We start from the raw sequence: 20,371 nt of genomic DNA, 5'->3' as shown, positions 1-20,371 counted from the left end.
CTACTCTATTACCGGTACAGCCTTCCAAAAATAACCATGCACACCAAACTTGGTGTCAACATACTTTTTCCTGAAACTCATTTCAACCGACATTCCGACACTTAAATTTTCTAAATCTACATCTGTTATATTAAACTGGTATCTGCCGCCGCCTTCAAAATCCAGCAATCCATATGTTTCAGGAGGGCTGGGGCTAAATGCCAGGCTATCGCCGGTGTACATAATCAGGTTACCTTTTTTATCAGAGAAGCTGTATTTTTCCATCTGGCCAATGGCTCCGCAATCAGGATTTACACACACCTTTTGAGCCGGAAATTGTGGTGTTCCACATTTTGTGCATTTGCTTCCAATCAGCCCATGCACCTGATCTCGTATCCTCCAAAGCTTGGAGAATGGAGTAAAGGGCATTCCTTCACCGCGAATACCTTTTTCAACCGGTAATAACTCCCGGAATGCTATCATTTTTTCATACAAATCAAGGTTTCGTTTTGCTGCAAGATTTTTTTTAATACCTCTTCTGGAACCTTTTATCTTTTCTATCTCATCAGTTACTTCAAATATTATAGCATCACTGCCTGTACCGAAACTGGCAACCAAAATTTTATCTCCGGGTTTTGCATCTTCCAAAGCTGCCACTAGCAGCATTAAAGGATTTCCCGTACCGGTAAAGCCGACATTATTTATCATTGGATCCTGTAACTGGGTTTCTTCCAGGCCAAATTTTCTTGCAATCCCTTTAAAATCCCCGGCATACAGGCACGGATATGCAAACTTTGCTATATCTTTAGCTTCCAGGCCGCATTTTTTGAGTACTTCGCTGATCGATTCAATAATAAATGGTTTGTAGGCCGCGTCTCGAATAAAGCGGTCTTCCCATTGGCGGTCATACTTGTCGGTATCAGATCTCCAATGATCAACAAAGTCATAAGAAACTGAATGTGATCCCACAACCTTTGCGATAACATTATCATTCCCCAACAACAGGGAAGCTGCGCCATCGCCAAACATTTCTTCCTGGATGCTGCCGGCTTTGCCTTTTCTAATATCTGAGGCACAAACGATAATATTTTTTGCACTTCCGGCTTTAACAGTATCAAGAGCTGTAAGTACTGCTGTTGTGCCGGATTTCAATGTGTCTGCAAAATCGACTGTCCGAATATCAGAGCGCATATTAAAGGCATCTGCCATGATTTGAGCACTCTGTCTTTCGTTGTAAGGAAAGGTTGTGCTGGCAAGAAAAGCGCCGTCTACGCTGTTGCGGTCTATATCTCCAAGGCAGTCTATGCCTGCGGCAACTGCCATGGTAATGCTATCCTCATCATAATTGGCCACAGCTTTTTCACCAGGCATAAAAGTGGCTGGATTAAGCCAACCCATGGCCTTGTAAATAATTTTGCGATCTATTCGGTACCTTGGAATATATGCGCCGTAAGATACAATTCCTGTCATTGATTTTACCTCCTTAAGATTAAAAATTATCTTGAATATTGCTGCCTTGAACGAGTCCTTAATTATAGATTGTCACATAAATAATTTCACTGCGTTATCGGTCGTCGGAGTATTATAATACGCCTTCCTCCCTCTGGCCTTGTGAAATTTATTATCTGACAATCTATATATTACCAGAATTCTACCTGTGTAACAACCTCTTGTTCTTTCAATATTTTTATTATTTCTACTTTGTCCTCTTTGCTGAAGACAGGCTCCACCTCTGATATGATGGAGCCGTTTTCATCTTGCTCGCTTGACTGAACATATCCTGGGACAAGCGCATATCTACAGCCTCCCACTCCACAGCAGGATGAGTCTATGATACCCATCCCTGTAACGCAAAGGAGATCCCGGCCTTTAAAATCTATGTTTTCTTCCTTCTCTATGGTGTAGTAGCCTGATATTGTATTGATTATAACATCATCAGACTTTTTTTGATGTATATATTTCCTCATCGGCCTGCCAAATGCTTTCGCATTATTTTTTTAACAGTTTTTAAGAAAGCTCTGCTGTAGCCGTCCCCATTATAATCTTGTCGCCATTCTGGTTGACAGCCAAAAACTCACAATCGACCAGATTTTGACCATCTTCAGTATATTTTTTAACAACCGTTCCTGAAACAGTTATCACGTTTTTAGGTTTAGTCACAGCTCTAAACTGCACCGCAAGTTTTTTTACAGCCGTAACTCCGACCCAGTTCGTCATGAACTGACCTGCAAAACCCATGGATAACATTCCATGGCCTATCACTCCGCCGAAACCGGCTTTTTCACCAAAGGCATGAACTGTATGAATCGGGTTGAAATCTCCTGAAGCCCCGGCATACATTACAAGCTGAGTCTCTGTGATCGGATCTTTAACAAGCTGCGGTATTTTATAACCGACCTCAATATCATCAAACAATACTTTAGGTTGCGCCATTGTTTCCTCCTATTGACTTTTATCTTCGAACCACGAGAGTACACTTGTCGCGCAGCACAGGTTCTTCATTCTGATTAATATAGGTTGTTTCCATGACAACGAAATCCATGGTTCCGGCTTTTCCGGATTTTTCTATTACATCCGTTATTATTGTTTTGGCCTTTACGACGTCGCCCGGTTTAACAGGTTTGAAATATTCATATTCCTGACCACCATGCAAAAGCTTGGCCATATTGATTTCAAGATCTTTAATAACAGATTCAAGCCCGCCTGCCATTGCAAAGAGAGTAAAAAAAGTAGGTGGAACAGCCAGTCCTTCAAAACCATCCTCCCGCGCGGCATCCTCATCGTAAAATATTTTGCTTTTGTCTCCGATCGCTCGTGCAAGTTCACGTATCTTGCATTTTTCGATTTCAAACGTGCGCTCCGGATATTCTTTCCCTATGTTGCTCTTTTCTATCAAGGGATCACCTCCTGTTGTTAAAGAATGGGATAGCTTTTAAGGAACCCATTCATATCCTAAAAAATCAAGATTCTATTAATCTCTCTATTTTTCCTGTGCAACGGCAGCGCCGGCTGCAATCAAGGTCTCTATTTCATCGTCTGAATATCCTAATTCAGACATAATATCCTTGGTATGCTGCCCCATCTCGGGAGACGGGGAACGAACTTCCGGAAATTTTCCATCCCGGTTAATCGGATTTTTGACAAACTTTATTTTTCCAGCGGTGGGATGGTCCTGTTCTGCCAGGCATCCACGCTCTATAACATGTGGTTCTGCAACGGCCTGTTGAATATTATTTACAGGAGAACATGGAATCCCGGTTTTTCTAAGACGGTCTATAATATCCCCGGCCTTTAATTTGCTCATGGCGTCCTGAACCAGTTCGTCGAGTTCATCACGCTTCGCAACTCTATCTGCGGGATCTCTAAAATCTTCTCTCTCATAAAGGTTCATCAGATCGAATTCTTTACAGAATTTTTCCCAAAAATTGTTCGTTGAAACGCCTATAAAAACGCATTGATCCGAAGCTTCATAGACCTTGTAGGGACAAAAAGGAAAAAAACCGGAACCGAATCTTAAAGGGATTTCTCCGGTCATGGAGTTGTAGGCCGCCTGCGCTGACATCCAGGAAAGAGCTGTTTCTATAAGCGAAATTTCGATATGCTGTCCTTTGCCTGTCTTTTCCCTGTCCATCAAAGCAAGCATGACACCCATAGCCAGGTACATCCCTGTACCCATATCTACGATGGACGGGCCGATACGTACGGGCAGTCTGTCACGCTCGCCGGTGTTGTCCATTATGCCTGATATTGCCTGTGCTACAACATCATACCCGCCAAGCTTACTGTAAGGTCCTGTCTGTCCATAACCGGATACTGAACAATAAATGATCCGCGGGTTGTATTTCCTGACCTCATCATAACCGAAACCGAGCCTTTCAATTGCTCCAGGCGTAAAATTTTCGATCAAAACATCTGATTTTTCAATAATTTTTCGTGCTACCTCTTTAGCCTCATTCATTTTAAGATTTAAAGAAATTGTTCTTTTGTTTCGATGAACAACAGCGGCATAAGCGCCTCCCATCAGAGTTCGGAAAATGTCCCCCTTGGGATTTTCTATCTTGATTATGTCGGCGCCCTGATCCCCCAGCAGCATGCTCCCGTACGGTGCGGACAACGCATGACTAAAATCCGCAATAGATACTCCTTTTAACGTCAATCTTTGTTCTTCCGCCATTAACTTTCCTCCTTTAAAAAGATCTTTTTAAATAATCTAATACAGATCAAATATGATATTAAAAAAACTATTTATCCCAAAAAAAAAAAAAATTGTCAATATTTCGGTAACATCCCTTGATATAAATTTTTGTTAAAACCGGTTTTATCCTTATCGTTCTTAAGCCTGGATGATTTACCCCTGATTTTTTCAAGCATGGCCAGAATTTTTTTCTTTTTCTCCTTGTTATCTATATATTTCAATGATTTTTGCAGATGAAAAACGGCATTTTTTCCATCTCTTTTCTCTTTATAATAGATGCCAAGATAATAATGCGCATCGCCGAGCTTATCCTGTTTACCATAAGTCTTGCCAAGAAAATATAATACCTGTGCCCTGTTTCCCGTTTTAGCGGTAATCAGTTTTTCAAATATTGAGGCCGCCTCTTTATAATTACCCAGTCCCATTCTGGTGCGGCCAAGAAAAAATAGCGCTTCCAAATCATCCGGCGTGATGCTCAGCGCCCCTTTTAATGTATTTAAGGCTTCCTCGTAGTCACCATTCAGAAAATATATTCTTCCGAGATCTTTTAATACGTTAGGTTCAAAAACATTTTTACGCAATGCTTTTTTTAGGTGCTGAATAGCGTCATCCCTGTTGCCTGTTCTTGCCAGGATAAGCCCTAATCTATAATTGGCCATTGGGTTTGAAGGATCTTTTGCAAGCTTTGCCTCGAATTTTTTCTTTACATGGTTTTCATCCCCGTAAACCACTTCAAGCCTTGTATGCGCTCTTTCAAAATCAAAAGGATTTATTTTACGCACAGACATTCCACTATCTTTGTTTCCGTTCATCCAGACATCGATATAAGCTATACGATCCTCCACAGCGGGATGGGTCATAAGGTATGAAGGAATTTCTTTGGAACCGAACCAGCTTTTATCGCGAATTTTTTTAAGCATTGTAAGGAGGCCTTGGGCGCTGTAACCGGCTTTTGAGAGCAGTTTTAATCCTATCTGATCGGCCTGCATTTCGTTTTCCCGGCTGAAAGCCAGCATGGCAGACTGTCCTGCCGCAGCAGAGGTTATAGTCATGGCGCTTGCGGCGGATCCGGAACCATCTATACCTAAAAGAATTCCAGCAATCATACCGGCCATTGTCGCGATGCCGACTTTTGATGATCTTGCAATCCGTTGTGATATATGACGGCAAAGTACATGCGAAATTTCGTGGCCTAGTATACCGGCAAGTTCATCTTCACCCTCCATGGCTTCAAATAAACCGCTGTTTATAAAAACATGGCCGCCCGGCACGGCAAAGGCATTATAAACATCCTGCTTGATCATATAAAAATGATATTTAAAAGGCTGCGGCGGAAGAGTTGCTATTATTCTGTTACCGATTTTATTTATATATTTAATGATAACAGGGTCTTCTATAAACTCAAAATGCCTTTTCGCCATTTCCATGAATTTAAGGCCCATATCTTCTTCTTCCCTGGCAGTAATGGCTATGGCCGGTGCAGGTATGAATATGCCGCTGAGAATAATTGAAAGCAGGTAAATTATAAATAATTTTAATATATTTTTTATGCACATTTTCTTAAATCAATTATCTTTGCAAACAGAATTTTTTATGGTAAATTAATTTCATTATGGCACAAATTATCAGTATAGCCAACCAGAAAGGTGGCGTAGGAAAAACTACCACAGCAATAAATCTTTCGGCCGCTATGGCTGTTTCCGAAAAGCGGATCCTTCTTGTGGATTGCGACCCCCAGGCAAATGCGACAATCGGAATAGGGATTGACAAAACCCGGCTGAAACATACTATCTATCATGGAATGATAGGGGAGGTTCAGTCGGCTGATCTTGTTGTGGAGAGCGATATCGAGACTCTAAAGGTAATCCCCTCACGGATTGAGCTTAAATGTAAGATTGGGTGAAGCACCAAGCTACGGAAAACCGATTCTTCTTTACGATGCCGCGTCCGTCGGAGCACAAAGTTACTTCTCGCTGGCAAAGGAAATAATTAACGGTAATAATTGATCATGATAGTTTTACTACGAATTACAAGGGTTGCAAATGGAAAAAAAATGGCTCTGGGAAGAGGTCTCGATTCTTTAATACCGGAATTTGACAACATAGAAAACCAGGCAAAAGAATATATTACGTGTGCCATAGATTTGGTCCGGCCTAACAGATATCAGCCTCGACTTGATTTTTCAGATCAGGCTCTGGAAGAATTGAGTAAATCAATCAAAGAGTAGGGAATAATTCAACCACTTCTGGTAAGAAAGGATTATATCGGTTATGAATTGATTGCCGTCGAGCGACGTCTGCGTGCCGCTAAAATGGCAGGCTTTAACCAGATCCCTGTAATTATAAAAGATATCTCTGATACTGAAATGCTTGAGATGTCTGTTGTTGAAAATGTCCAGCGGGAAGATCTCAATCCGCTTGAAGAGGCGGAATCATATTATCGTTTGATGAATGAATTCGATATGACCCAGGAACAGGTTGCTGAGCGGGTGGGGAAAAGCAGACCCGCAGTTGCCAATTTTTTAAGGATAAGACAGTTGCCCATGCAGATAAAGGTTGATTTAATCAAAGGAACTTTAAGCATGGGGCATGCCAGGGCATTGTTAGGTGTTTCAAATGTTGCCCGGCAGATCGATGTCTGGAGAACAGTTGTAGAAAAACAGCTCTCCGTCAGAGAGACCGAGGCGCTTATTAAACGGATCAATCAAAAGAAAAAGATTCAGCTCAAAGAAAAGCCGGATTCTGATTCATTATATTTTAAAGATATTGAAGATGACTTGGCACGCCTTTTCGGCACAAGGGTTACAATTCAGAGAAAGGACAAAAAAGGAAAGCTTTTTTTTGAATTTTATAATGATGATGATCTAGACCGGCTGCTCGGTATGTTGAAAAAATAATAAAGCTATGTCAATTCATCTTATAGTAGACGGTTATAATCTTATACGCCAATCCAACAGATTGAGCCTGCTTGATCAGCAGGATTTGCAATCAGGTCGGGATGCCCTGATAGAGGCGCTTATAAAATATAAAAAAATAAAGCATCATAAAATTACCGTTGTTTTTGACGGAACAACTTCTCATTCCATAATAGCGTTCAGGGATTATATTAAAGGAATAATAATAAAATTTTCCCGCCAAGGAGAGTCTGCCGATGCAGTAATTAAAAGAATGGCCGCCAGGGAGAGAGAAAAGGCTATGGTCGTCAGTTCCGACCGGGATATTATTAATACGGCTGTTTCTTACGGCTCTGCAGCAATCAGTTCTCCTCTTTTTGAGGAAAAAATGATTATGGCGGAATATATGGATATAAAAGGGATGGTCGAAGATGATAATCCGGGCTGGATTCCCACAACAAAGAAGAAGGGGCCCAGCAAACGTCTTTCAAAAAGAAAGAAACATTCCTGGAAGAAGATCATAAAGCTGTAAACTTGGAATCTAATTATTATTATGAAACAGATTTGCGTTATAGACGGGCAGGGTGGAGGTATCGGCAGCGCTGTCATAAAAAAACTTAAGGGATTGTTTCATGAGTATTTTGAAATAATTGCCCTGGGAACAAATGCCATAGCCACGGCTCAGATGCTTAAAGCCAGGGCTAATCGCGGTGCTTCCGGAGAAAATGCCATTATCCAGACCGTACGGAATGTTGATGTAATAATCGGGCCCATAGGTATTATTATGGCCCATGCCATGATGGGTGAGGTCACCCCGGGAATTGCCGAAGCCGTGTCACTTAGTCCTGCAAAAAAACTTCTGATACCTCTTTCGCAGGAGAATATTGAACTTGCAGGGATAACCGCAATGCCGCTTCCCCATATTTTAGAAGCTCTGATTGAAGAGCATTTATATAAATTCTATAAAAACAACAAATAAGAGGTAATACAATGTGCGAAGCCAATGCATACCTTATAGAAGAAAACGGTAATAAACTGATAATGGAAGCTGTCGATACTGTTGAACCTGAAGAAGACGGTCTGAAACTTGTCAGCATCTTCGGAGATCAAAAATTTATCAGGGCAAACATACATTCACTGGCGCTGGTGGATCATAATATCTTTCTGAAAGAATTCTGATACAGCATTTATGAAAGTAATCATTGCCGAAACGGCAGGTTTTTGCATGGGTGTCCACAGAGCCGTTGAAATGGCCATGGCTGCTCCTGATAAACATGATCCGCCCATATACACTTTCGGTCCCCTTATTCATAATTCAAACGTCCTGCATTGCCTGGAAGAGAAGGGGATTTTTGTTATTGGTGAAATACCGGATAAAATATCCGGCACAATATTAATCAGAGCCCATGGAATACCCCCTGATATCAAGGCCAAACTGATCATAGCCGGATTTAACGTGATAGACGCAACCTGTCCGCGCGTAATAAAGGTCCAGACAATCATAGCCAGGCATGCCGCAAAAGGGTATGTGTCTATAATTATTGGTGATAAGGATCATCCCGAGGTTGTGGGGCTGCTCGGTTTTGCCCGGGGCAACGGACATGTTGTAAATAATATTAATCATCTTCAAGCCTTGCCGTCTTTCAAAAAAGCAATAATCGTTTTTCAGACCACACAAAACATAACTTTTTCTGAAAAAGTCAAGGAATGGGCATCAATAAATTTTCCCCATTACATTTTTTTTAATACTATCTGCAATTCCACCATAAAGCGGCAATCCGAGGCACAACTTCTATCTAAATCAGTAGATGCGGTAATAGTAATCGGCGGCCATAACAGCGGAAACACACAAAGACTCGCCGAGATTGCCGGGGAAACAGGCAAACCGGTTTTTCATATAGAAACAAAATCCGAGATGGATATAAAGATGATTTCCAAATTCAATTCCATTGGAATAACAGCCGGAGCCTCCACACCGGAATGGGTAATCAAACAGGTGTGCCGGGCACTGAAAACCATTCCCGGCAACACGAATAAATGATGTTTTCTCTTTGTGTGACAACAGGTTTTGACGACTTTGCCATATCCTGTACCATATCCTATAATATAAATCCGTTTCAAATTGTCAAAATTCATTTGCCGACCGTAAAAAAAGAATTCCCCGTTAAAAGGATATATCAAAACGGATGTAAAGAATTTGTTGTTCCTGAAAAGGGCACGATGCATCGTGCCCCTGCTTTAATCCAAAACATGATAATCGACTATTGCAAAGGAATACCCATAAGCACACCATGGCAATGGCTGGATTTGGAATACCTGACAGAGCTTCAACGAACAGTTCTGACCGCAACCGCCGGTATTCAATACGGAAGCTTGCGTTCCTACAAGGAGATCGCCGCCGCCATCGGCAGACCGGGAGCATACAGATTTGTCGGCTCCACTCTTGCGAAAAACAGGTTCCCCATACTGATACCATGCCACAGAGTAATCAGAAGTGATGGTTCAGCAGGCATGTTTGGCGCTGGCGCTGCTTTGAAAAAAAGACTGATCAATCATGAAGGGGCCTCGTGCCCTCTTTAAAAAATCAAAATCCGTTTCCATTGCCATTATGAAATCATTTAATATTATAACTCCCTATCTTAAAGAAAACCTCATTTTTATTAATCTCGGTCTTTTTTGTCTTATTATAGTCGATTTTATACAGCTTTTTATTCCCCGCATAATAAAATGGGCGGTGGACGATATATCTTCATACCGGATCGACCCGCACGGATTGCTTTTATATGCCTCATATATTACCGGAAGCGCAATCCTGATAGGTATCTTTCGTTATATTTGGCGGCGCTGCCTGCTCGGTATGTCGAGAAGAGTGGAAGAGGGCTTGCGCAACAGACTTTTTGAGCATATCCAGACACTTTCCGCATCATATTTCGGCGAAATGAAAACCGGCGATCTTATGGCCCATGCCACAAATGATATCATGCATATCAGGATGGCAACCGGCATGGGTATTGTAGCTCTTACCGATGCCCTGGTTCTCGGCACAGCGGCCATAGGTTTTATGGCCTATATAAATGGAGCCTTAACATTACTTGTTTTTATTCCAATGCCTTTTTTGATTTTTGGAACACGTTTTTTCAGTAAAAAGATGCACCAGCGGTATGGGGAGGTACAGTCGGTTTTTGCAGATTTGACTGAAGCCGTCAGGGAGCGCTTTGCAGGTATCAGAACAATAAAAGCCTATAACATGGAAAAAGAGGCCGCATCCAAAGTGGCAAGTATTTCAAAAACATATATAGCAAAAAAATTGGCCTTGATCAGGATCGTCGGATCATTTTTTCCCATGATGGTCTTTTTTTCCAACTTGAGCCTGGCCATAGTTCTTTATATAGGTGGAAAAAAGACTATCGCACTGACCATAACACCCGGTGATTTTGTTGCTTTTATCAGTTATCTGGGGCTGCTGACATGGCCGATGATGGCGACTGGATGGGTAATTAATCTTATTCAGCGCGGCAAAGCATCGATGGACAGAATCGACAAGATCCTGAAGACCGAACCGGAAATTAAGGATTTTCCGGAAGCTCAACCTGTGAATAGTTTGAGGGGAAATATTTTAATAAAAAATGTCTCATTCTCTTATAAACCCGGTTCACAAGAAATTCTTTCCGATGTAAATATAAATTTGGAGCATGGAAAAATTCTTGGCATTGTCGGCCCGCCGGGCGGTGGGAAATCGACCCTTCTCAACCTGCTGCCAAGGCTTTTTGATGTATCGGACGGCATTATTGCATTAGATGGAAACGATATACGGTCAATAAAAATACGGGATCTCAGGTCGATGATAGCCTTTGTGCCCCAGGAACCTTTTCTTTTTTCAGGCACAATACGCGAAAACATCTGTTTTGGCATAAGCGGAAATAATGATTCGGAACTTATCGAGGCCGCGACCGAAGCGTCATTTTATGAGACCATCAAATCATTCCCGGATGGCTTTGAAACGTTTGTGGGTGAAAAGGGGGTAATCCTTTCAGGCGGCCAGAAACAGCGCATCGCCCTTGCGCGCGCTTTTATGCACCATAAGCCTGTTCTTATTCTGGATGATCCCATCAGCCAGGTAGATATTGAAACCGGAAACAGAATCATCAACCGGATAAAACAAAAGGCGGGCCGTATGACAATTATAATTGTATCCCATAGACTTTCGGCTGTCAGTTTTGCTGATCGGATTGTTACTATTGAAAAAGGCCGCATAACTGAATCCGGAAGTCACGCCGAATTAATGGAGAATGATAATTTTTATGCCGGGACTTATCGCCTGCAGGCATTAGAAGAGGAGCTCAATGCATTCTGATCAGAGCTATTTCGAGGAAAAGGAAATCGGAAAAGCCTATGACATCAACCTTTTCATTAGTCTATATCCTTTTACCAAACCTTACAAACGCTATTTTCTGATCTCAATTCTGCTGGTTATTTTTATCACCATGCTTGATCTGGCACTCCCTTATATAACAAAGATTGCGATAGATAAATATATTGTGCCGGAGATTAATCATTCACAAACTCAAGATTACAGTTTATCTGAAAAAAGAATAAGATATCTAAAAGTTGATTTAACTGATTTACGAAAAAAAGCAATTGTAAAGAGATACCCGGAATTTTTTAATATTAACGGAGCATCAGCTTATATATCTTTTAATAATCTGGATTCCATAAAAAAAATCGATATCGAGATTCTTCGCCGGGAGGATATTTCAGGAGTGGGGAAAATTACCATTTTTTTTATCGGCCTGGTAGGCTTAAATTTTTTTCTTAACTTTATTCAAGTTATGATAATGGAATATACCGGTCAGATGACCATGCACGATATGCGAGTGCGCCTTTTCGAGCATATTCAAAATTTGCCTGTGGACTTTTTTTCACGCAACCCGGTCGGCCGGCTCGTTACAAGATTAACAAACGATATCCAGAATATGCACGAACTTTTTACTTCCATCATAGCGTTTGTTTTTAAGGACATTTTTTTATTAATCGGCATTGCAATTATCCTGTTATGTCTTGACTGGAAACTTGCGCTGATTTCTTTTGTGATTCTTCCGACTGTTGTTTATGTCTCAAAGCTTTTTTCCGGACAGGCCAGGGATGCGTTCAGAACATTACGGGTTAAAATTGCCGAAATAAACGCTAAATTTTCAGAAACAATCGAAGGCATAAAGGTGATTCAGTTTTTCCTGCAGGAAAGGGAAAACTACAGGAATTTTAAAAAATTAAATCATGAAAATTATCTCGCTGGAATGAGGCAGATTCATGTTTTTGCGCTATTCATGCCTGTGATCGAACTGCTTGGAGCATTTTCGCTTGCCATTGTAATATTCTATGGCGGCGGGAGAGTGATGTCGGATACAATTACCCTCGGTTCGCTGGTTGCATTTATATCCTATATGAAGATGTTTTTCAGACCTATAAGGGATATAGCCGAAAAATATAACATAATGCAGAATGCCATGGCATCTGCCGAAAGAATATTCCTGATTTTCGACGCAGGCGCTGAAACGGATAATGAGACTGAAAAAACAGCCATGCCTGTTCCGTATAAAAATATTTGCAAGGATCTTACTGCGGAAAGCGGCGGAATGGGAAAACTGGTTTTTGATGATGTCTTTTTTAGTTACATAAAAAATGAGCCGGTTCTGAAAGGTGTTTCATTCAAAGCCGCCAAAGGTGAAACAATTGCCATAGTAGGCCCCACCGGTTCCGGGAAAACGACCCTGATCAACCTGATAGAGAGATTTTACGATCCCGGTTCCGGGCATATCTACATTGACGGAAAAAATATTACAAAAATGACTCGTTCAGAGCTAAGGTCAAAAATATCCTTTGTAATGCAGGATACCTACCTTTTTTCCGGCACTATACGGGATAATATTGCCTTCGGCGCAGCCGGTGTAGACCGCGAAAATATGAACCGGATGCTGGATGATGCCGATTTCGACTCTTTTATTAAAAGTATGCCGGAGGGTATTAACACGCTCCTTTCGGAAGGGGGCGCATCCATATCAAGTGGAGAACGTCAGTTCATAGCAATTTCAAGGGCCTTTGTTCGAAACCCTGAGCTTATGATTCTCGATGAAGCTACATCTTATATTGATTCTATAACAGAAAAAAAGATTGAAGCGGTTCTTGCCAAACTGCTAAAGGGCAGAACCTCTATCGTGATAGCGCACAGACTTTCAACAGCGCGCAATGCCGACAGGATTTTAGTGCTTCATAAAGGACGGATAATAGAAACGGGAACGCATGATAAATTAATGGCGCAAAAAGGGTTCTATTTCAGATTAAACCTGCTACAGCATAAAACAATGGCTGTTAAAATCTATAAAAGTTAGAATTATTGTTTTTGTTTTGGACTACTGCTTATGAATTCCGTAAGGCACTTGCGGCAGGCCTCCCGGTCCGGCTCTTTCCCCTCGCGGAAATTAAAAAAAGTTTCTTTCCAATTAAAACTTGTTTTAGGGCAGGTGTCAAGAAAGTCGATAAACTGAACAAATCTTTCAAAAGACTTCTTGTCCATTGCATGTTCCATACGGCAGGCTGTGTTGTCGGCATTCTTATCATCAAGTTGTAAAACTCTGTATAGAAAATCCTTTAGGATTTTGTGGCGCCGCGTAACATCTTTCGCAATTTTGACACCTTTTTTGGTCAATGTGATAAAACTGTATGGCTCATAATTAATCATTCCTTTTTCGCTGAGGCTCTTTAATGCGCCCGTAACAGTACTTCTCTGTACCCCCATTTTTTCGGCAATATCCTTTGTCCTGGCGACTTTATTGATCTTCTCCAGAGCCAGGATAATTTCCAGGTAATCCTCTAAACTCTCCGAAAGTTGTTCTTTTTTCTTCATGCTACCTCCTTACTCATATATTAATTATAATAAATTATCTCAATTCAAATAGCATGAGAAACCAACCGGTTTCATATCACCTAATAAACTCCGAGGCCTTCTCTATGTCAACTATCTTGCGTCCCGGCAGGTAGTCCCGGCTCTCATATTTTTTTATGCGACTAACTTTTTTTGTTATTTCCGCTATTCTCTTAATCTGTTCATATATGTTAGAAAAATAATCATAAACCTGTTTTTCCATTTGCCCGTCAAGGGTTACGGTCTCACAATACGCATATATAGACTGTAAGGGCTGATTGATTTCATGGCATATCGCGCCTGCCATTTCAATCACACCGGCAAGTTTTTCTTTTTCCAGACGTTCCCTGTGAAATTTCCGGCTATCCAATGTTGTTTTAATTCTTGCCAGCAGCTCAATTTGATTAACAGGTTTTCGTACGTAGTCTGTGCCGCCTGAGTTAAAAGCCTCTTTCAGAATATTATCATCCAGATTTGCCGTCACAAAAATTACCGGAATTCCCTCTGCCTCCGGCTGCTTTTTTAAATATTTGCAGGCATCTATGCCATTCATTACCGGCATGTCAATATCAAGCAAAATAAGATCCGGGAGGTATTCATTAACCTTGTCAAGGCACTCCAGGCCGTTTTTTGCACAGCATGTTTTATATCCGGCGGCTTCTAATATTACTTTTATCAGTTTGTTATTTACAGGATTATCATCCACTATAAGTATTGTATCTATCTGGATTGTATCTATCCGGCAATTTTCGTTATCAAGCATGACAGACTCCGGAGGCCAAGTTTTCTATGGTTTTATATGTACTAATTGTATATCCTTTTTCAAGATCATTCTTGCTGTTTTTTCAAACTGCGGGGTAATATCAGAAACAAAAAATTTTGTTAATCCCTTTTTACTGATTTTTTGCTCGACCCCGGGATGCCCGGATAAAAATTTTTTAATTTCCCTTGCAACTGCTAAGGAAGAATCGGCTATAAAAACTCTTTTGCCGATTTTTCTTTGTATAGTATTCTTTAGTAACGGGTAATGCGTGCAACCTAAAACAAGGGTATCTATCTGCCTGACCTTTAAAGAATGTAAATATTTTTTAACAATCATAACGGTTTCGGGTTTATTGAACCACCCTTCCTCAACAAGCGGAACCAGAAGGGGGCAGGCCTTTGAATATATTTTTGCAGCAGGTTTGACCTCCCTTATTTTTCTTTCATAAGCGCCGCTGCTTACTGTTGCCCTTGTACCGATAACTCCTATTTTAAGGCTGCGGGAATTTTTAATTGACAATTCCACCGCAGGTGTAATTACCTCGAAAACAGGAACATCGTATTTCGCCGTTATGTTTTCAAAAGCAACACTCGAGGCTGTGTTACATGCCACTACTATTAGTTGTGCTCCTTTATCTAAAAGGAATTCCGTATCCTCAAGGGCGTACCCGATTACCGTATCAGGACTCTTGCTCCCGTATGGTGTACGCGCTGTGTCGCCAAAATAAACGATGTCATATCCCGGAACCTGGTCAAGCAATGCTCTGACAACCGTAAGCCCCCCTATACCTGAATCAAAAACGCCTATCATGATAACATCAGATTAACCTTTTGAAAGTTTTTTCCTCACATAGTCCTGCACAATATCCATAGGAATATCTGTGCGTATTCCGGGGCACAAGCTTGCCATAATGTGCCAGTTTTCTATATCCAAAAGCACAGCTTTGATAAACGGCCACTCTTTGCACATGCGTGGTTTAACAGGGTGAATAGTGCATACTTCATCCCAGAAAATACAGTAGCCATTCTCACCCTGGGCAATCAGGGGCTTCCCCCCGGAAATTTGACAAAATTTTTCAATAAAATGCTCAGGCTCGGCGTTAATGTAATCTGAAATAGCTATTATATCATCAGGAGTAACAAAAGCACCCCCATAACCCTTGCAGCAATCACCGCATTTGGTGCAATCAAAAATATCTGAAGGTTTCATTTAAATCCATATACTCCGAATAATCAACCGTCAACCGAAAACTGTTATTCACAACGTATGTCTTGTTTCCATTGCTCTCTTCATGGTAACCTGATCAACATATTTAAGCTCGCCTCCAATCGGCACGCCTGAAGCAATTCTTGTTACTTTTATTTGATATTTTTGAAGAAGTTGCGCCAGGTAGGATGCTGTAGCATCCCCCTCGACACTGGTGCTGGTGGCAATTACCACTTCCTTGATTTCAGCCTGGCCGACCCGGTTTACAAGTTCAGCGATCCTGATATTTTCAGGCCCGATTCCATCCATTGGGGACAAAACACCTCCCAGGATATGATAGAGCCCTTTAAAAGAACCTGATTTTTCTATAGCTACCATATCGGCAACCTTCTCGACAATGCACAACAATCCTGAATTTCTGGCGGGATTGCCGCAGATATTACAGATACCGTCATCACTTAGGGCAAAACATAATGAACATTTCTTTACTTTGTTCTTAACATCAAGAATACTGCCGGCAAGAAGTTCGGCCTCCCGGCGGGGGGCATGCAGTATATGCATTGCAAGACGTTCAGCAGTTTTTTGTCCGATCCCCGGCAGTTTGGTAATATTTTTTATCAGGTTACATATTGATAAAGGATAGTAATTCATCTTTACGTCAAACCAGGTATGTTAAGACCTCCGGTAATTTTGCCCATCTCTGACGCAACCATTTCCTGGGATTTTGTCAAGGCATCATTTACGGCCGCCAGAACCAGATCTTCCAGCATTTCCACATCCTCAGGATCCACAACCTCTTTTTCTATCTGAATCGATATTATCTGCTGTCTGCCATTTGCCGACACTTTTACCATTCCTCCTCCGGAAGTGGTTTCCACAGTCTTATCTGCCAGCTCTTCCTGCATTTTAGCAATACGTGACTGAAGCTTCTGTGCCTGCTTCATCATATTTCCCATACCCTTCATTCAAACACCTCCTGTAAAAGTTTTACGTCTAAAACTTTAGCGCTAAAAATTTCAGTAATATCATTTATCAGCGGATGGTTTAACGCTTCTTGCCGCAAATGCTCCGACTCCATGATTTTATCTGAATTATTTTCCTTACTATTTCCAGCTCTGATTTTAATTTCCGTTTGCTCTCCAAAACAATCCTGACACGCTTTCCGTATAATTGACAGATTTTTTTCCTGGAAAACTGTTTTGCAGTTATAATTGTTACCATTAACTGATAGTTCAAGGCCTTGCCCGTTCATTTTTTTTATTGAAGAATTTTTCAAATGAGCGCAAAGCGCAGGATGCTTGGACGAAAGTGCATTACAGATTTTTCCCCAACAGTTTTCAATATCTTGAAAAGGATCATCACTGCTGCGTTGCACAGGTTTAACAGGCCGGACGTGCGGGACATTTGCCTCGAAATCATGTTGCGCCGCAGGCTCCTTTTCCCGGTATAAATTATTTTCAGTGTAATGGTCTATCTTTGCTTTATAGATTTCATCCAATTCATTTGCCGGCAGGTCACCCGTATTACTTATTAAATCATCTAATTTTTGAATCAGAAGCTCTATGGGCAAAGCAGGCTTAACCTGTAAAATCCTGATAAATGCCATCTCGATCGCCAGTTTCGGTCTTTCCGAGTATTTTACAATCGACTCTTCCTGAAACAGGATATCAAAAACCTGGTTTAAATATGTTGCAGATACTCCTTTTACCTGCCCCAATATCATTTCCAGTTCGTGTACTGGGAGATCAACCAGCTTGTTTACTTTTTTTCCTATTTTGGCTACAAGCATATTCCGGAAATGTTCAACTATATCGGCATATAACTTTTTCATATCATGCCCATAATCGTAAAGTTCATCCAGAATATCAAGCAATATAGAGAGATCGCCGCGCATAACAGCATCTGAAATTTCAAAAATTATCTTCCTGTCGACAACTCCCAGGATATTGATGACCTGGTCATGCGATATATCCCCTTGACCGGCCGCCATCACCTGATCCAGCAGGCTCAAGGCATCCCGCATGCTTCCGCCTGCTTCACGCGCTATGAGCCCAAGACTTTCTATGGCTATCTCTACCCCTTCATCCGCGCATAGCTTCTGCATATGCCTGGCAATAGCTTCGGCATCTATCCGCCTGAAATCATGTCTCTGGCACCTTGACAATATGGTTATCGGAATCTTGTGCGGCTCAGTAGTGGCAAAGATGAACATAACATGCGCAGGCGGCTCTTCCAGAGTCTTCAGGAGGGCATTAAAGGCTGACAGTGTAAGCATGTGGACTTCATCTATGATATATATTTTATACAGACTGTGCGCGGGCATATATTTAATATTTTCGCGCAGCTCCCTGATCTGGTCGACAGAGTTGTTTGAGGCCCCGTCAATTTCAAAGACATCCGCCGCGCCGGATAAAGTGATCTCGCGGCACGATCTACAAGTATTGCAGGGAGATGCAACCGGCCCGTTTTTGCAGTTCATCGCCTTGGCCAATATGCGCGCAATGGTTGTCTTGCCGGTGCCCCTTGGTCCGGCAAAGAGGATTGCGTGGTGAACACGATTTTGTGCAATGGCATTGGCCAGGGTTTGGGTGACATGGTTTTGTCCGATAACCTGGTCAAAAGTTTGAGGCCGATACTTACGCGCAAGGACAAGATAGGACATAAAAAATTATTCCGTATTTTACAGGAATTCACAAGGCTGCTTTTTTGGCGGAGAGAGAGGGATTCGAACCCTCGGTACTGCTATAAACAGCACACACGATTTCCAGTCGTGCTCCTTCAGCCAGCTCGGACATCTCTCCATAATAAAGAAGGTGATGGTAAAAAAAAGATGTTCTTTTTATTTCTTTTTATGAACAAAAAATCAAGGGATATTTTTCTTAATGTATAAAAAAAAACCGTGGAACCTTCTAAAATGGAACCTTCTAGATTGGAATGTTCTAGAGCGGTTGACAATGTTTGAGGTTTATATTATATATGAACATATGCTCAAATATAATAACAGGAAATCAATATGGATGAAAAAAAACAATTTCAAAATCGGATAAACAAAGACCTTTGCAATGTGCGCATGATTCATCTCGAGAGAGTTTTGTATGCAAAACAACAAGCCATTCCCTTCAAAGAACTCGAAGTTATGTCAATGATGTACAAGATGCTGGGAGATCCCACACGCCTGAAAATGCTTATGGCTCTCAGTGATAATGAGATGTGTGTATGCGATTTGGCTGCATTTACGGGCCTGACAGAGTCGGCCGTATCACATCAATTAAGGAGGCTCCGGGATCTTGCCCTTGTAAAAAAAAGAAGAGCAGGCCAGATTCTTTATTACTCATTAGATGACGAGCATGTGGAGGAGCTTCTTGAAATAGGTCTTGCCCATATACGTGAATAGAAACGGAGTAATTCAATGATTGAATTTCTTATAAAAGTATGTGCTTCTACCACGGGTCTTCTGCTTGATTCAGCAATCTATATCCTTGGGGGGCTTCTTTTCAGCGGACTGTTCAGTCTCTGCCTGAGCCCTGAAGCAATCTCAAAGCATCTTGGAAAAGGGCGTTTCAGTTCTGTCTTAAAAGCTGCGCTCCTGGGGATTCCCCTTCCGCTTTGTTCATGCGGTGTTTTACCTGCCGCGGTGTCACTAAAAAGACAAGGGGCCAATAGCGGCGCAACAACTGCTTTCCTGATTTCAACACCGGAATCCGGGGTTGACTCAATTGCCGTTTCTTATGCCCTGCTTGACCCGGTGCTGACGATTGCCCTCTTTTCAGTTACCTTTGGCCTGGTGATTGATCAAATTTACCTTATTATGAATATATCTCCCCAGGCAATTATCGGAAAAGCATCCGAGATGCTTCCCCTGTGGTTGCAGATTGCCGGGACAGTAATTATTGTTTTGATATCTGTAAAACCGTTTTGCAGAATTATCACGGTATGGAGAAATAAAAACTTTTAACCGACGCAAAAAAACAAAGGGGTGTGTTGCACTTGTGCGTCATATTCTTTCATCGCCTTTTCAACAAAAAAATTAATACGTTTCATGAAACGCTTATGTTTCATAGCTAAGTTGAGACACTTTTGTTGCGACATTTTTTTCAAAGCCCCCGACACCCCTTCACCTTACCTGGTACCCGATATAATTATTTAATATAAAAAGAAAAAGACTGTTTAGATTCGTAAAAAATATTGCACCTGTAATCTGTTGTTTTGAAATATTCCGACAAATTTTCCTTATTTTTTTATGACAACATAATGTTATGATATTAAACTGTTAGTGTATAATTGCTTCACGATACATATTTGCCTTGAGATGATTGCCGGCCTTGGGGTTGGTTGATCTGAAATCACACCTCTGATCCTCCCATAACTATTTGTTATCAATATTAATTCTATATGTTTTTAAAATATTTCCGAATC

The 20,371-nt window shown here is 41.3% G+C and carries 24 protein-coding genes, 1 tRNA gene and 1 pseudogene; 12 read left to right on the top strand and 14 right to left on the bottom strand.

The genetic code is table 11. The features are described 5' to 3' along the window. The 6 genes from BuS5_RS01010 to BuS5_RS00985 form a co-directional block, all read right to left on the bottom strand. Nucleotides 1-1,449, bottom strand: coding sequence for a hydroxymethylglutaryl-CoA synthase family protein (locus tag BuS5_RS01010; RefSeq protein WP_027354256.1), 1,449 nt, complete (start codon nt 1,447-1,449; stop codon nt 1-3). Nucleotides 1,450-1,619: 170 nt separating this feature from the next. Further along, nucleotides 1,620-1,946, bottom strand: coding sequence for a hypothetical protein (locus tag BuS5_RS01005; protein ID WP_027354255.1), 327 nt, complete (start codon nt 1,944-1,946; stop codon nt 1,620-1,622). Between the two features lie 40 nt (nt 1,947-1,986). After that, the gene (locus BuS5_RS01000; RefSeq protein WP_051374869.1) at nt 1,987-2,412 is read right to left on the bottom strand and encodes a MaoC/PaaZ C-terminal domain-containing protein; all 426 of its coding nucleotides are present in this window, start codon (nt 2,410-2,412) and stop codon (nt 1,987-1,989) included. Between the two features lie 19 nt (nt 2,413-2,431). Next, nucleotides 2,432-2,875 (bottom strand): MaoC family dehydratase N-terminal domain-containing protein, encoded by a 444-nt coding sequence (locus BuS5_RS00995; RefSeq protein ID WP_027354253.1) that lies wholly within the window; start codon nt 2,873-2,875, stop codon nt 2,432-2,434. A gap of 84 nt (nt 2,876-2,959) precedes the next feature. Further along, nucleotides 2,960-4,153, bottom strand: a complete 1,194-nt coding sequence (locus BuS5_RS00990) for a CaiB/BaiF CoA transferase family protein (protein ID WP_027354252.1) — start codon at nt 4,151-4,153, stop codon at nt 2,960-2,962. Nucleotides 4,154-4,248: 95 nt separating this feature from the next. Further along, the gene (locus BuS5_RS00985; protein WP_027354251.1) at nt 4,249-5,730 is read right to left on the bottom strand and encodes a M48 family metallopeptidase; all 1,482 of its coding nucleotides are present in this window, start codon (nt 5,728-5,730) and stop codon (nt 4,249-4,251) included. 56 nt (nt 5,731-5,786) lie between these two features. Between BuS5_RS00985 and BuS5_RS00980 the strand changes: the two genes are divergently transcribed. The 10 genes and pseudogenes from BuS5_RS00980 to BuS5_RS00940 all read left to right on the top strand — a co-directional run bounded on the left by BuS5_RS00980 (nt 5,787) and on the right by BuS5_RS00940 (nt 13,453). Further along, nucleotides 5,787-6,077 (top strand): ParA family protein, encoded by a 291-nt coding sequence (locus BuS5_RS00980; protein WP_027354250.1) that lies wholly within the window; start codon nt 5,787-5,789, stop codon nt 6,075-6,077. Between the two features lie 105 nt (nt 6,078-6,182). Continuing rightward, nucleotides 6,183-6,866: pseudogene (locus BuS5_RS00975) on the top strand (ParB/RepB/Spo0J family partition protein); the annotation flags it as partial. Beyond that, nucleotides 6,864-7,070 carry a hypothetical protein gene (locus BuS5_RS20295; protein ID WP_443112716.1) on the top strand — a complete coding sequence of 69 codons (207 nt, stop codon included), beginning with the start codon at nt 6,864-6,866 and terminating at the stop codon, nt 7,068-7,070. The pseudogene BuS5_RS00975 and the gene BuS5_RS20295, both read left to right, overlap by 3 nt. A gap of 7 nt (nt 7,071-7,077) precedes the next feature. After that, nucleotides 7,078-7,599 (top strand): NYN domain-containing protein, encoded by a 522-nt coding sequence (locus tag BuS5_RS00970; protein WP_027354249.1) that lies wholly within the window; start codon nt 7,078-7,080, stop codon nt 7,597-7,599. A gap of 21 nt (nt 7,600-7,620) precedes the next feature. Beyond that, nucleotides 7,621-8,046, top strand: coding sequence for a DUF3842 family protein (locus BuS5_RS00965; protein WP_027354248.1), 426 nt, complete (start codon nt 7,621-7,623; stop codon nt 8,044-8,046). 11 nt (nt 8,047-8,057) lie between these two features. Beyond that, complete coding sequence (locus BuS5_RS00960; protein WP_027354247.1) at nt 8,058-8,246, top strand: CooT family nickel-binding protein; 189 nt, start codon at nt 8,058-8,060, stop codon at nt 8,244-8,246. A gap of 10 nt (nt 8,247-8,256) precedes the next feature. After that, on the top strand, nt 8,257-9,108 hold the full coding sequence (gene ispH, locus BuS5_RS00955; protein ID WP_027354246.1) for a 4-hydroxy-3-methylbut-2-enyl diphosphate reductase: 852 nt from the start codon (nt 8,257-8,259) through the stop codon (nt 9,106-9,108). Continuing rightward, nucleotides 9,105-9,647, top strand: a complete 543-nt coding sequence (locus BuS5_RS00950; RefSeq protein WP_051374863.1) for a methylated-DNA--[protein]-cysteine S-methyltransferase — start codon at nt 9,105-9,107, stop codon at nt 9,645-9,647. Before ispH ends, BuS5_RS00950 begins: the two co-directional genes overlap by 4 nt. 28 nt (nt 9,648-9,675) lie before the next feature. Next, on the top strand, nt 9,676-11,421 hold the full coding sequence (locus tag BuS5_RS00945; RefSeq protein ID WP_027354244.1) for an ABC transporter ATP-binding protein: 1,746 nt from the start codon (nt 9,676-9,678) through the stop codon (nt 11,419-11,421). Next, the gene (locus tag BuS5_RS00940) at nt 11,411-13,453 is read left to right on the top strand and encodes an ABC transporter ATP-binding protein (protein WP_027354243.1); all 2,043 of its coding nucleotides are present in this window, start codon (nt 11,411-11,413) and stop codon (nt 13,451-13,453) included. Before BuS5_RS00945 ends, BuS5_RS00940 begins: the two co-directional genes overlap by 11 nt. Before the next feature lie 2 nt (nt 13,454-13,455). On the opposite strand, the gene BuS5_RS00935 is transcribed toward BuS5_RS00940, so the two are convergent. From BuS5_RS00935 to BuS5_RS00900, 8 genes are all read right to left on the bottom strand, one after another. Next, nucleotides 13,456-13,968 carry a metal-dependent transcriptional regulator gene (locus tag BuS5_RS00935; RefSeq protein WP_035265637.1) on the bottom strand — a complete coding sequence of 171 codons (513 nt, stop codon included), beginning with the start codon at nt 13,966-13,968 and terminating at the stop codon, nt 13,456-13,458. Nucleotides 13,969-14,044: 76 nt separating this feature from the next. Continuing rightward, a complete protein-coding gene (locus tag BuS5_RS00930; RefSeq protein WP_051374860.1) occupies nt 14,045-14,749 on the bottom strand; it encodes a response regulator in 705 nt (234 codons plus the stop codon). Between the two features lie 24 nt (nt 14,750-14,773). Further along, complete coding sequence (gene murI / locus BuS5_RS00925) at nt 14,774-15,559, bottom strand: glutamate racemase (protein WP_027354242.1); 786 nt, start codon at nt 15,557-15,559, stop codon at nt 14,774-14,776. Nucleotides 15,560-15,571: 12 nt separating this feature from the next. After that, nucleotides 15,572-15,958, bottom strand: a complete 387-nt coding sequence (locus BuS5_RS00920; protein WP_027354241.1) for a YkgJ family cysteine cluster protein — start codon at nt 15,956-15,958, stop codon at nt 15,572-15,574. Between the two features lie 48 nt (nt 15,959-16,006). Further along, nucleotides 16,007-16,606 (bottom strand): recombination mediator RecR, encoded by a 600-nt coding sequence (recR, locus tag BuS5_RS00915; protein ID WP_027354240.1) that lies wholly within the window; start codon nt 16,604-16,606, stop codon nt 16,007-16,009. A gap of 2 nt (nt 16,607-16,608) precedes the next feature. Then, a complete protein-coding gene (locus tag BuS5_RS00910) occupies nt 16,609-16,920 on the bottom strand; it encodes a YbaB/EbfC family nucleoid-associated protein (RefSeq protein ID WP_027354239.1) in 312 nt (103 codons plus the stop codon). After that, on the bottom strand, nt 16,917-18,617 hold the full coding sequence (gene dnaX / locus BuS5_RS00905) for a DNA polymerase III subunit gamma/tau (protein WP_027354238.1): 1,701 nt from the start codon (nt 18,615-18,617) through the stop codon (nt 16,917-16,919). Before dnaX ends, BuS5_RS00910 begins: the two co-directional genes overlap by 4 nt. A 45-nt stretch (nt 18,618-18,662) precedes the next feature. Further along, a tRNA-Ser gene (locus BuS5_RS00900) sits at nt 18,663-18,756 on the bottom strand. Between the two features lie 212 nt (nt 18,757-18,968). Between BuS5_RS00900 and BuS5_RS00895 the strand changes: the two genes are divergently transcribed. Both BuS5_RS00895 and BuS5_RS00890 read left to right on the top strand, forming a co-directional pair. Then, nucleotides 18,969-19,349, top strand: a complete 381-nt coding sequence (locus BuS5_RS00895) for an ArsR/SmtB family transcription factor (protein WP_027354237.1) — start codon at nt 18,969-18,971, stop codon at nt 19,347-19,349. Nucleotides 19,350-19,364: 15 nt separating this feature from the next. Then, nucleotides 19,365-19,910 carry a permease gene (locus BuS5_RS00890; RefSeq protein WP_051374858.1) on the top strand — a complete coding sequence of 182 codons (546 nt, stop codon included), beginning with the start codon at nt 19,365-19,367 and terminating at the stop codon, nt 19,908-19,910. Nucleotides 19,911-20,371 lie beyond the last annotated feature (461 nt).

It is taken from the genome of Desulfosarcina sp. BuS5 (assembly GCF_028752835.1).
In the GTDB taxonomy this organism is placed as follows: Bacteria; Desulfobacterota; Desulfobacteria; order Desulfobacterales; family BuS5; genus BuS5.
This window is presented reverse-complemented; position numbering and strand designations above follow the sequence as displayed.

Coding starts and splice junctions, on each gene's coding strand:
- BuS5_RS00965 (WP_027354248.1), top strand. CDS start 7,621: ATGAAACAGATTTGCGTTATAGACGGGCAGGGTGGAGGTATCGGCAGC.
- BuS5_RS01010 (WP_027354256.1), bottom strand. CDS start 1,449: ATGACAGGAATTGTATCTTACGGCGCATATATTCCAAGGTACCGAATA.
- BuS5_RS00890 (WP_051374858.1), top strand. CDS start 19,365: ATGATTGAATTTCTTATAAAAGTATGTGCTTCTACCACGGGTCTTCTG.
- dnaX (WP_027354238.1), bottom strand. CDS start 18,617: ATGTCCTATCTTGTCCTTGCGCGTAAGTATCGGCCTCAAACTTTTGAC.
- BuS5_RS00960 (WP_027354247.1), top strand. CDS start 8,058: ATGTGCGAAGCCAATGCATACCTTATAGAAGAAAACGGTAATAAACTG.
- BuS5_RS01005 (WP_027354255.1), bottom strand. CDS start 1,946: ATGAGGAAATATATACATCAAAAAAAGTCTGATGATGTTATAATCAAT.
- BuS5_RS00935 (WP_035265637.1), bottom strand. CDS start 13,968: ATGAAGAAAAAAGAACAACTTTCGGAGAGTTTAGAGGATTACCTGGAA.
- BuS5_RS00970 (WP_027354249.1), top strand. CDS start 7,078: ATGTCAATTCATCTTATAGTAGACGGTTATAATCTTATACGCCAATCC.
- BuS5_RS00980 (WP_027354250.1), top strand. CDS start 5,787: ATGGCACAAATTATCAGTATAGCCAACCAGAAAGGTGGCGTAGGAAAA.
- murI (WP_027354242.1), bottom strand. CDS start 15,559: ATGATAGGCGTTTTTGATTCAGGTATAGGGGGGCTTACGGTTGTCAGA.
- BuS5_RS00985 (WP_027354251.1), bottom strand. CDS start 5,730: ATGTGCATAAAAAATATATTAAAATTATTTATAATTTACCTGCTTTCA.
- BuS5_RS00930 (WP_051374860.1), bottom strand. CDS start 14,749: ATGCTTGATAACGAAAATTGCCGGATAGATACAATCCAGATAGATACA.
- BuS5_RS00940 (WP_027354243.1), top strand. CDS start 11,411: ATGCATTCTGATCAGAGCTATTTCGAGGAAAAGGAAATCGGAAAAGCC.
- BuS5_RS00910 (WP_027354239.1), bottom strand. CDS start 16,920: ATGAAGGGTATGGGAAATATGATGAAGCAGGCACAGAAGCTTCAGTCA.
- BuS5_RS00950 (WP_051374863.1), top strand. CDS start 9,105: ATGATGTTTTCTCTTTGTGTGACAACAGGTTTTGACGACTTTGCCATA.
- BuS5_RS00920 (WP_027354241.1), bottom strand. CDS start 15,958: ATGAAACCTTCAGATATTTTTGATTGCACCAAATGCGGTGATTGCTGC.
- BuS5_RS01000 (WP_051374869.1), bottom strand. CDS start 2,412: ATGGCGCAACCTAAAGTATTGTTTGATGATATTGAGGTCGGTTATAAA.
- BuS5_RS00990 (WP_027354252.1), bottom strand. CDS start 4,153: ATGGCGGAAGAACAAAGATTGACGTTAAAAGGAGTATCTATTGCGGAT.
- BuS5_RS00945 (WP_027354244.1), top strand. CDS start 9,676: ATGAAATCATTTAATATTATAACTCCCTATCTTAAAGAAAACCTCATT.
- BuS5_RS00895 (WP_027354237.1), top strand. CDS start 18,969: ATGGATGAAAAAAAACAATTTCAAAATCGGATAAACAAAGACCTTTGC.
- recR (WP_027354240.1), bottom strand. CDS start 16,606: ATGAATTACTATCCTTTATCAATATGTAACCTGATAAAAAATATTACC.
- ispH (WP_027354246.1), top strand. CDS start 8,257: ATGAAAGTAATCATTGCCGAAACGGCAGGTTTTTGCATGGGTGTCCAC.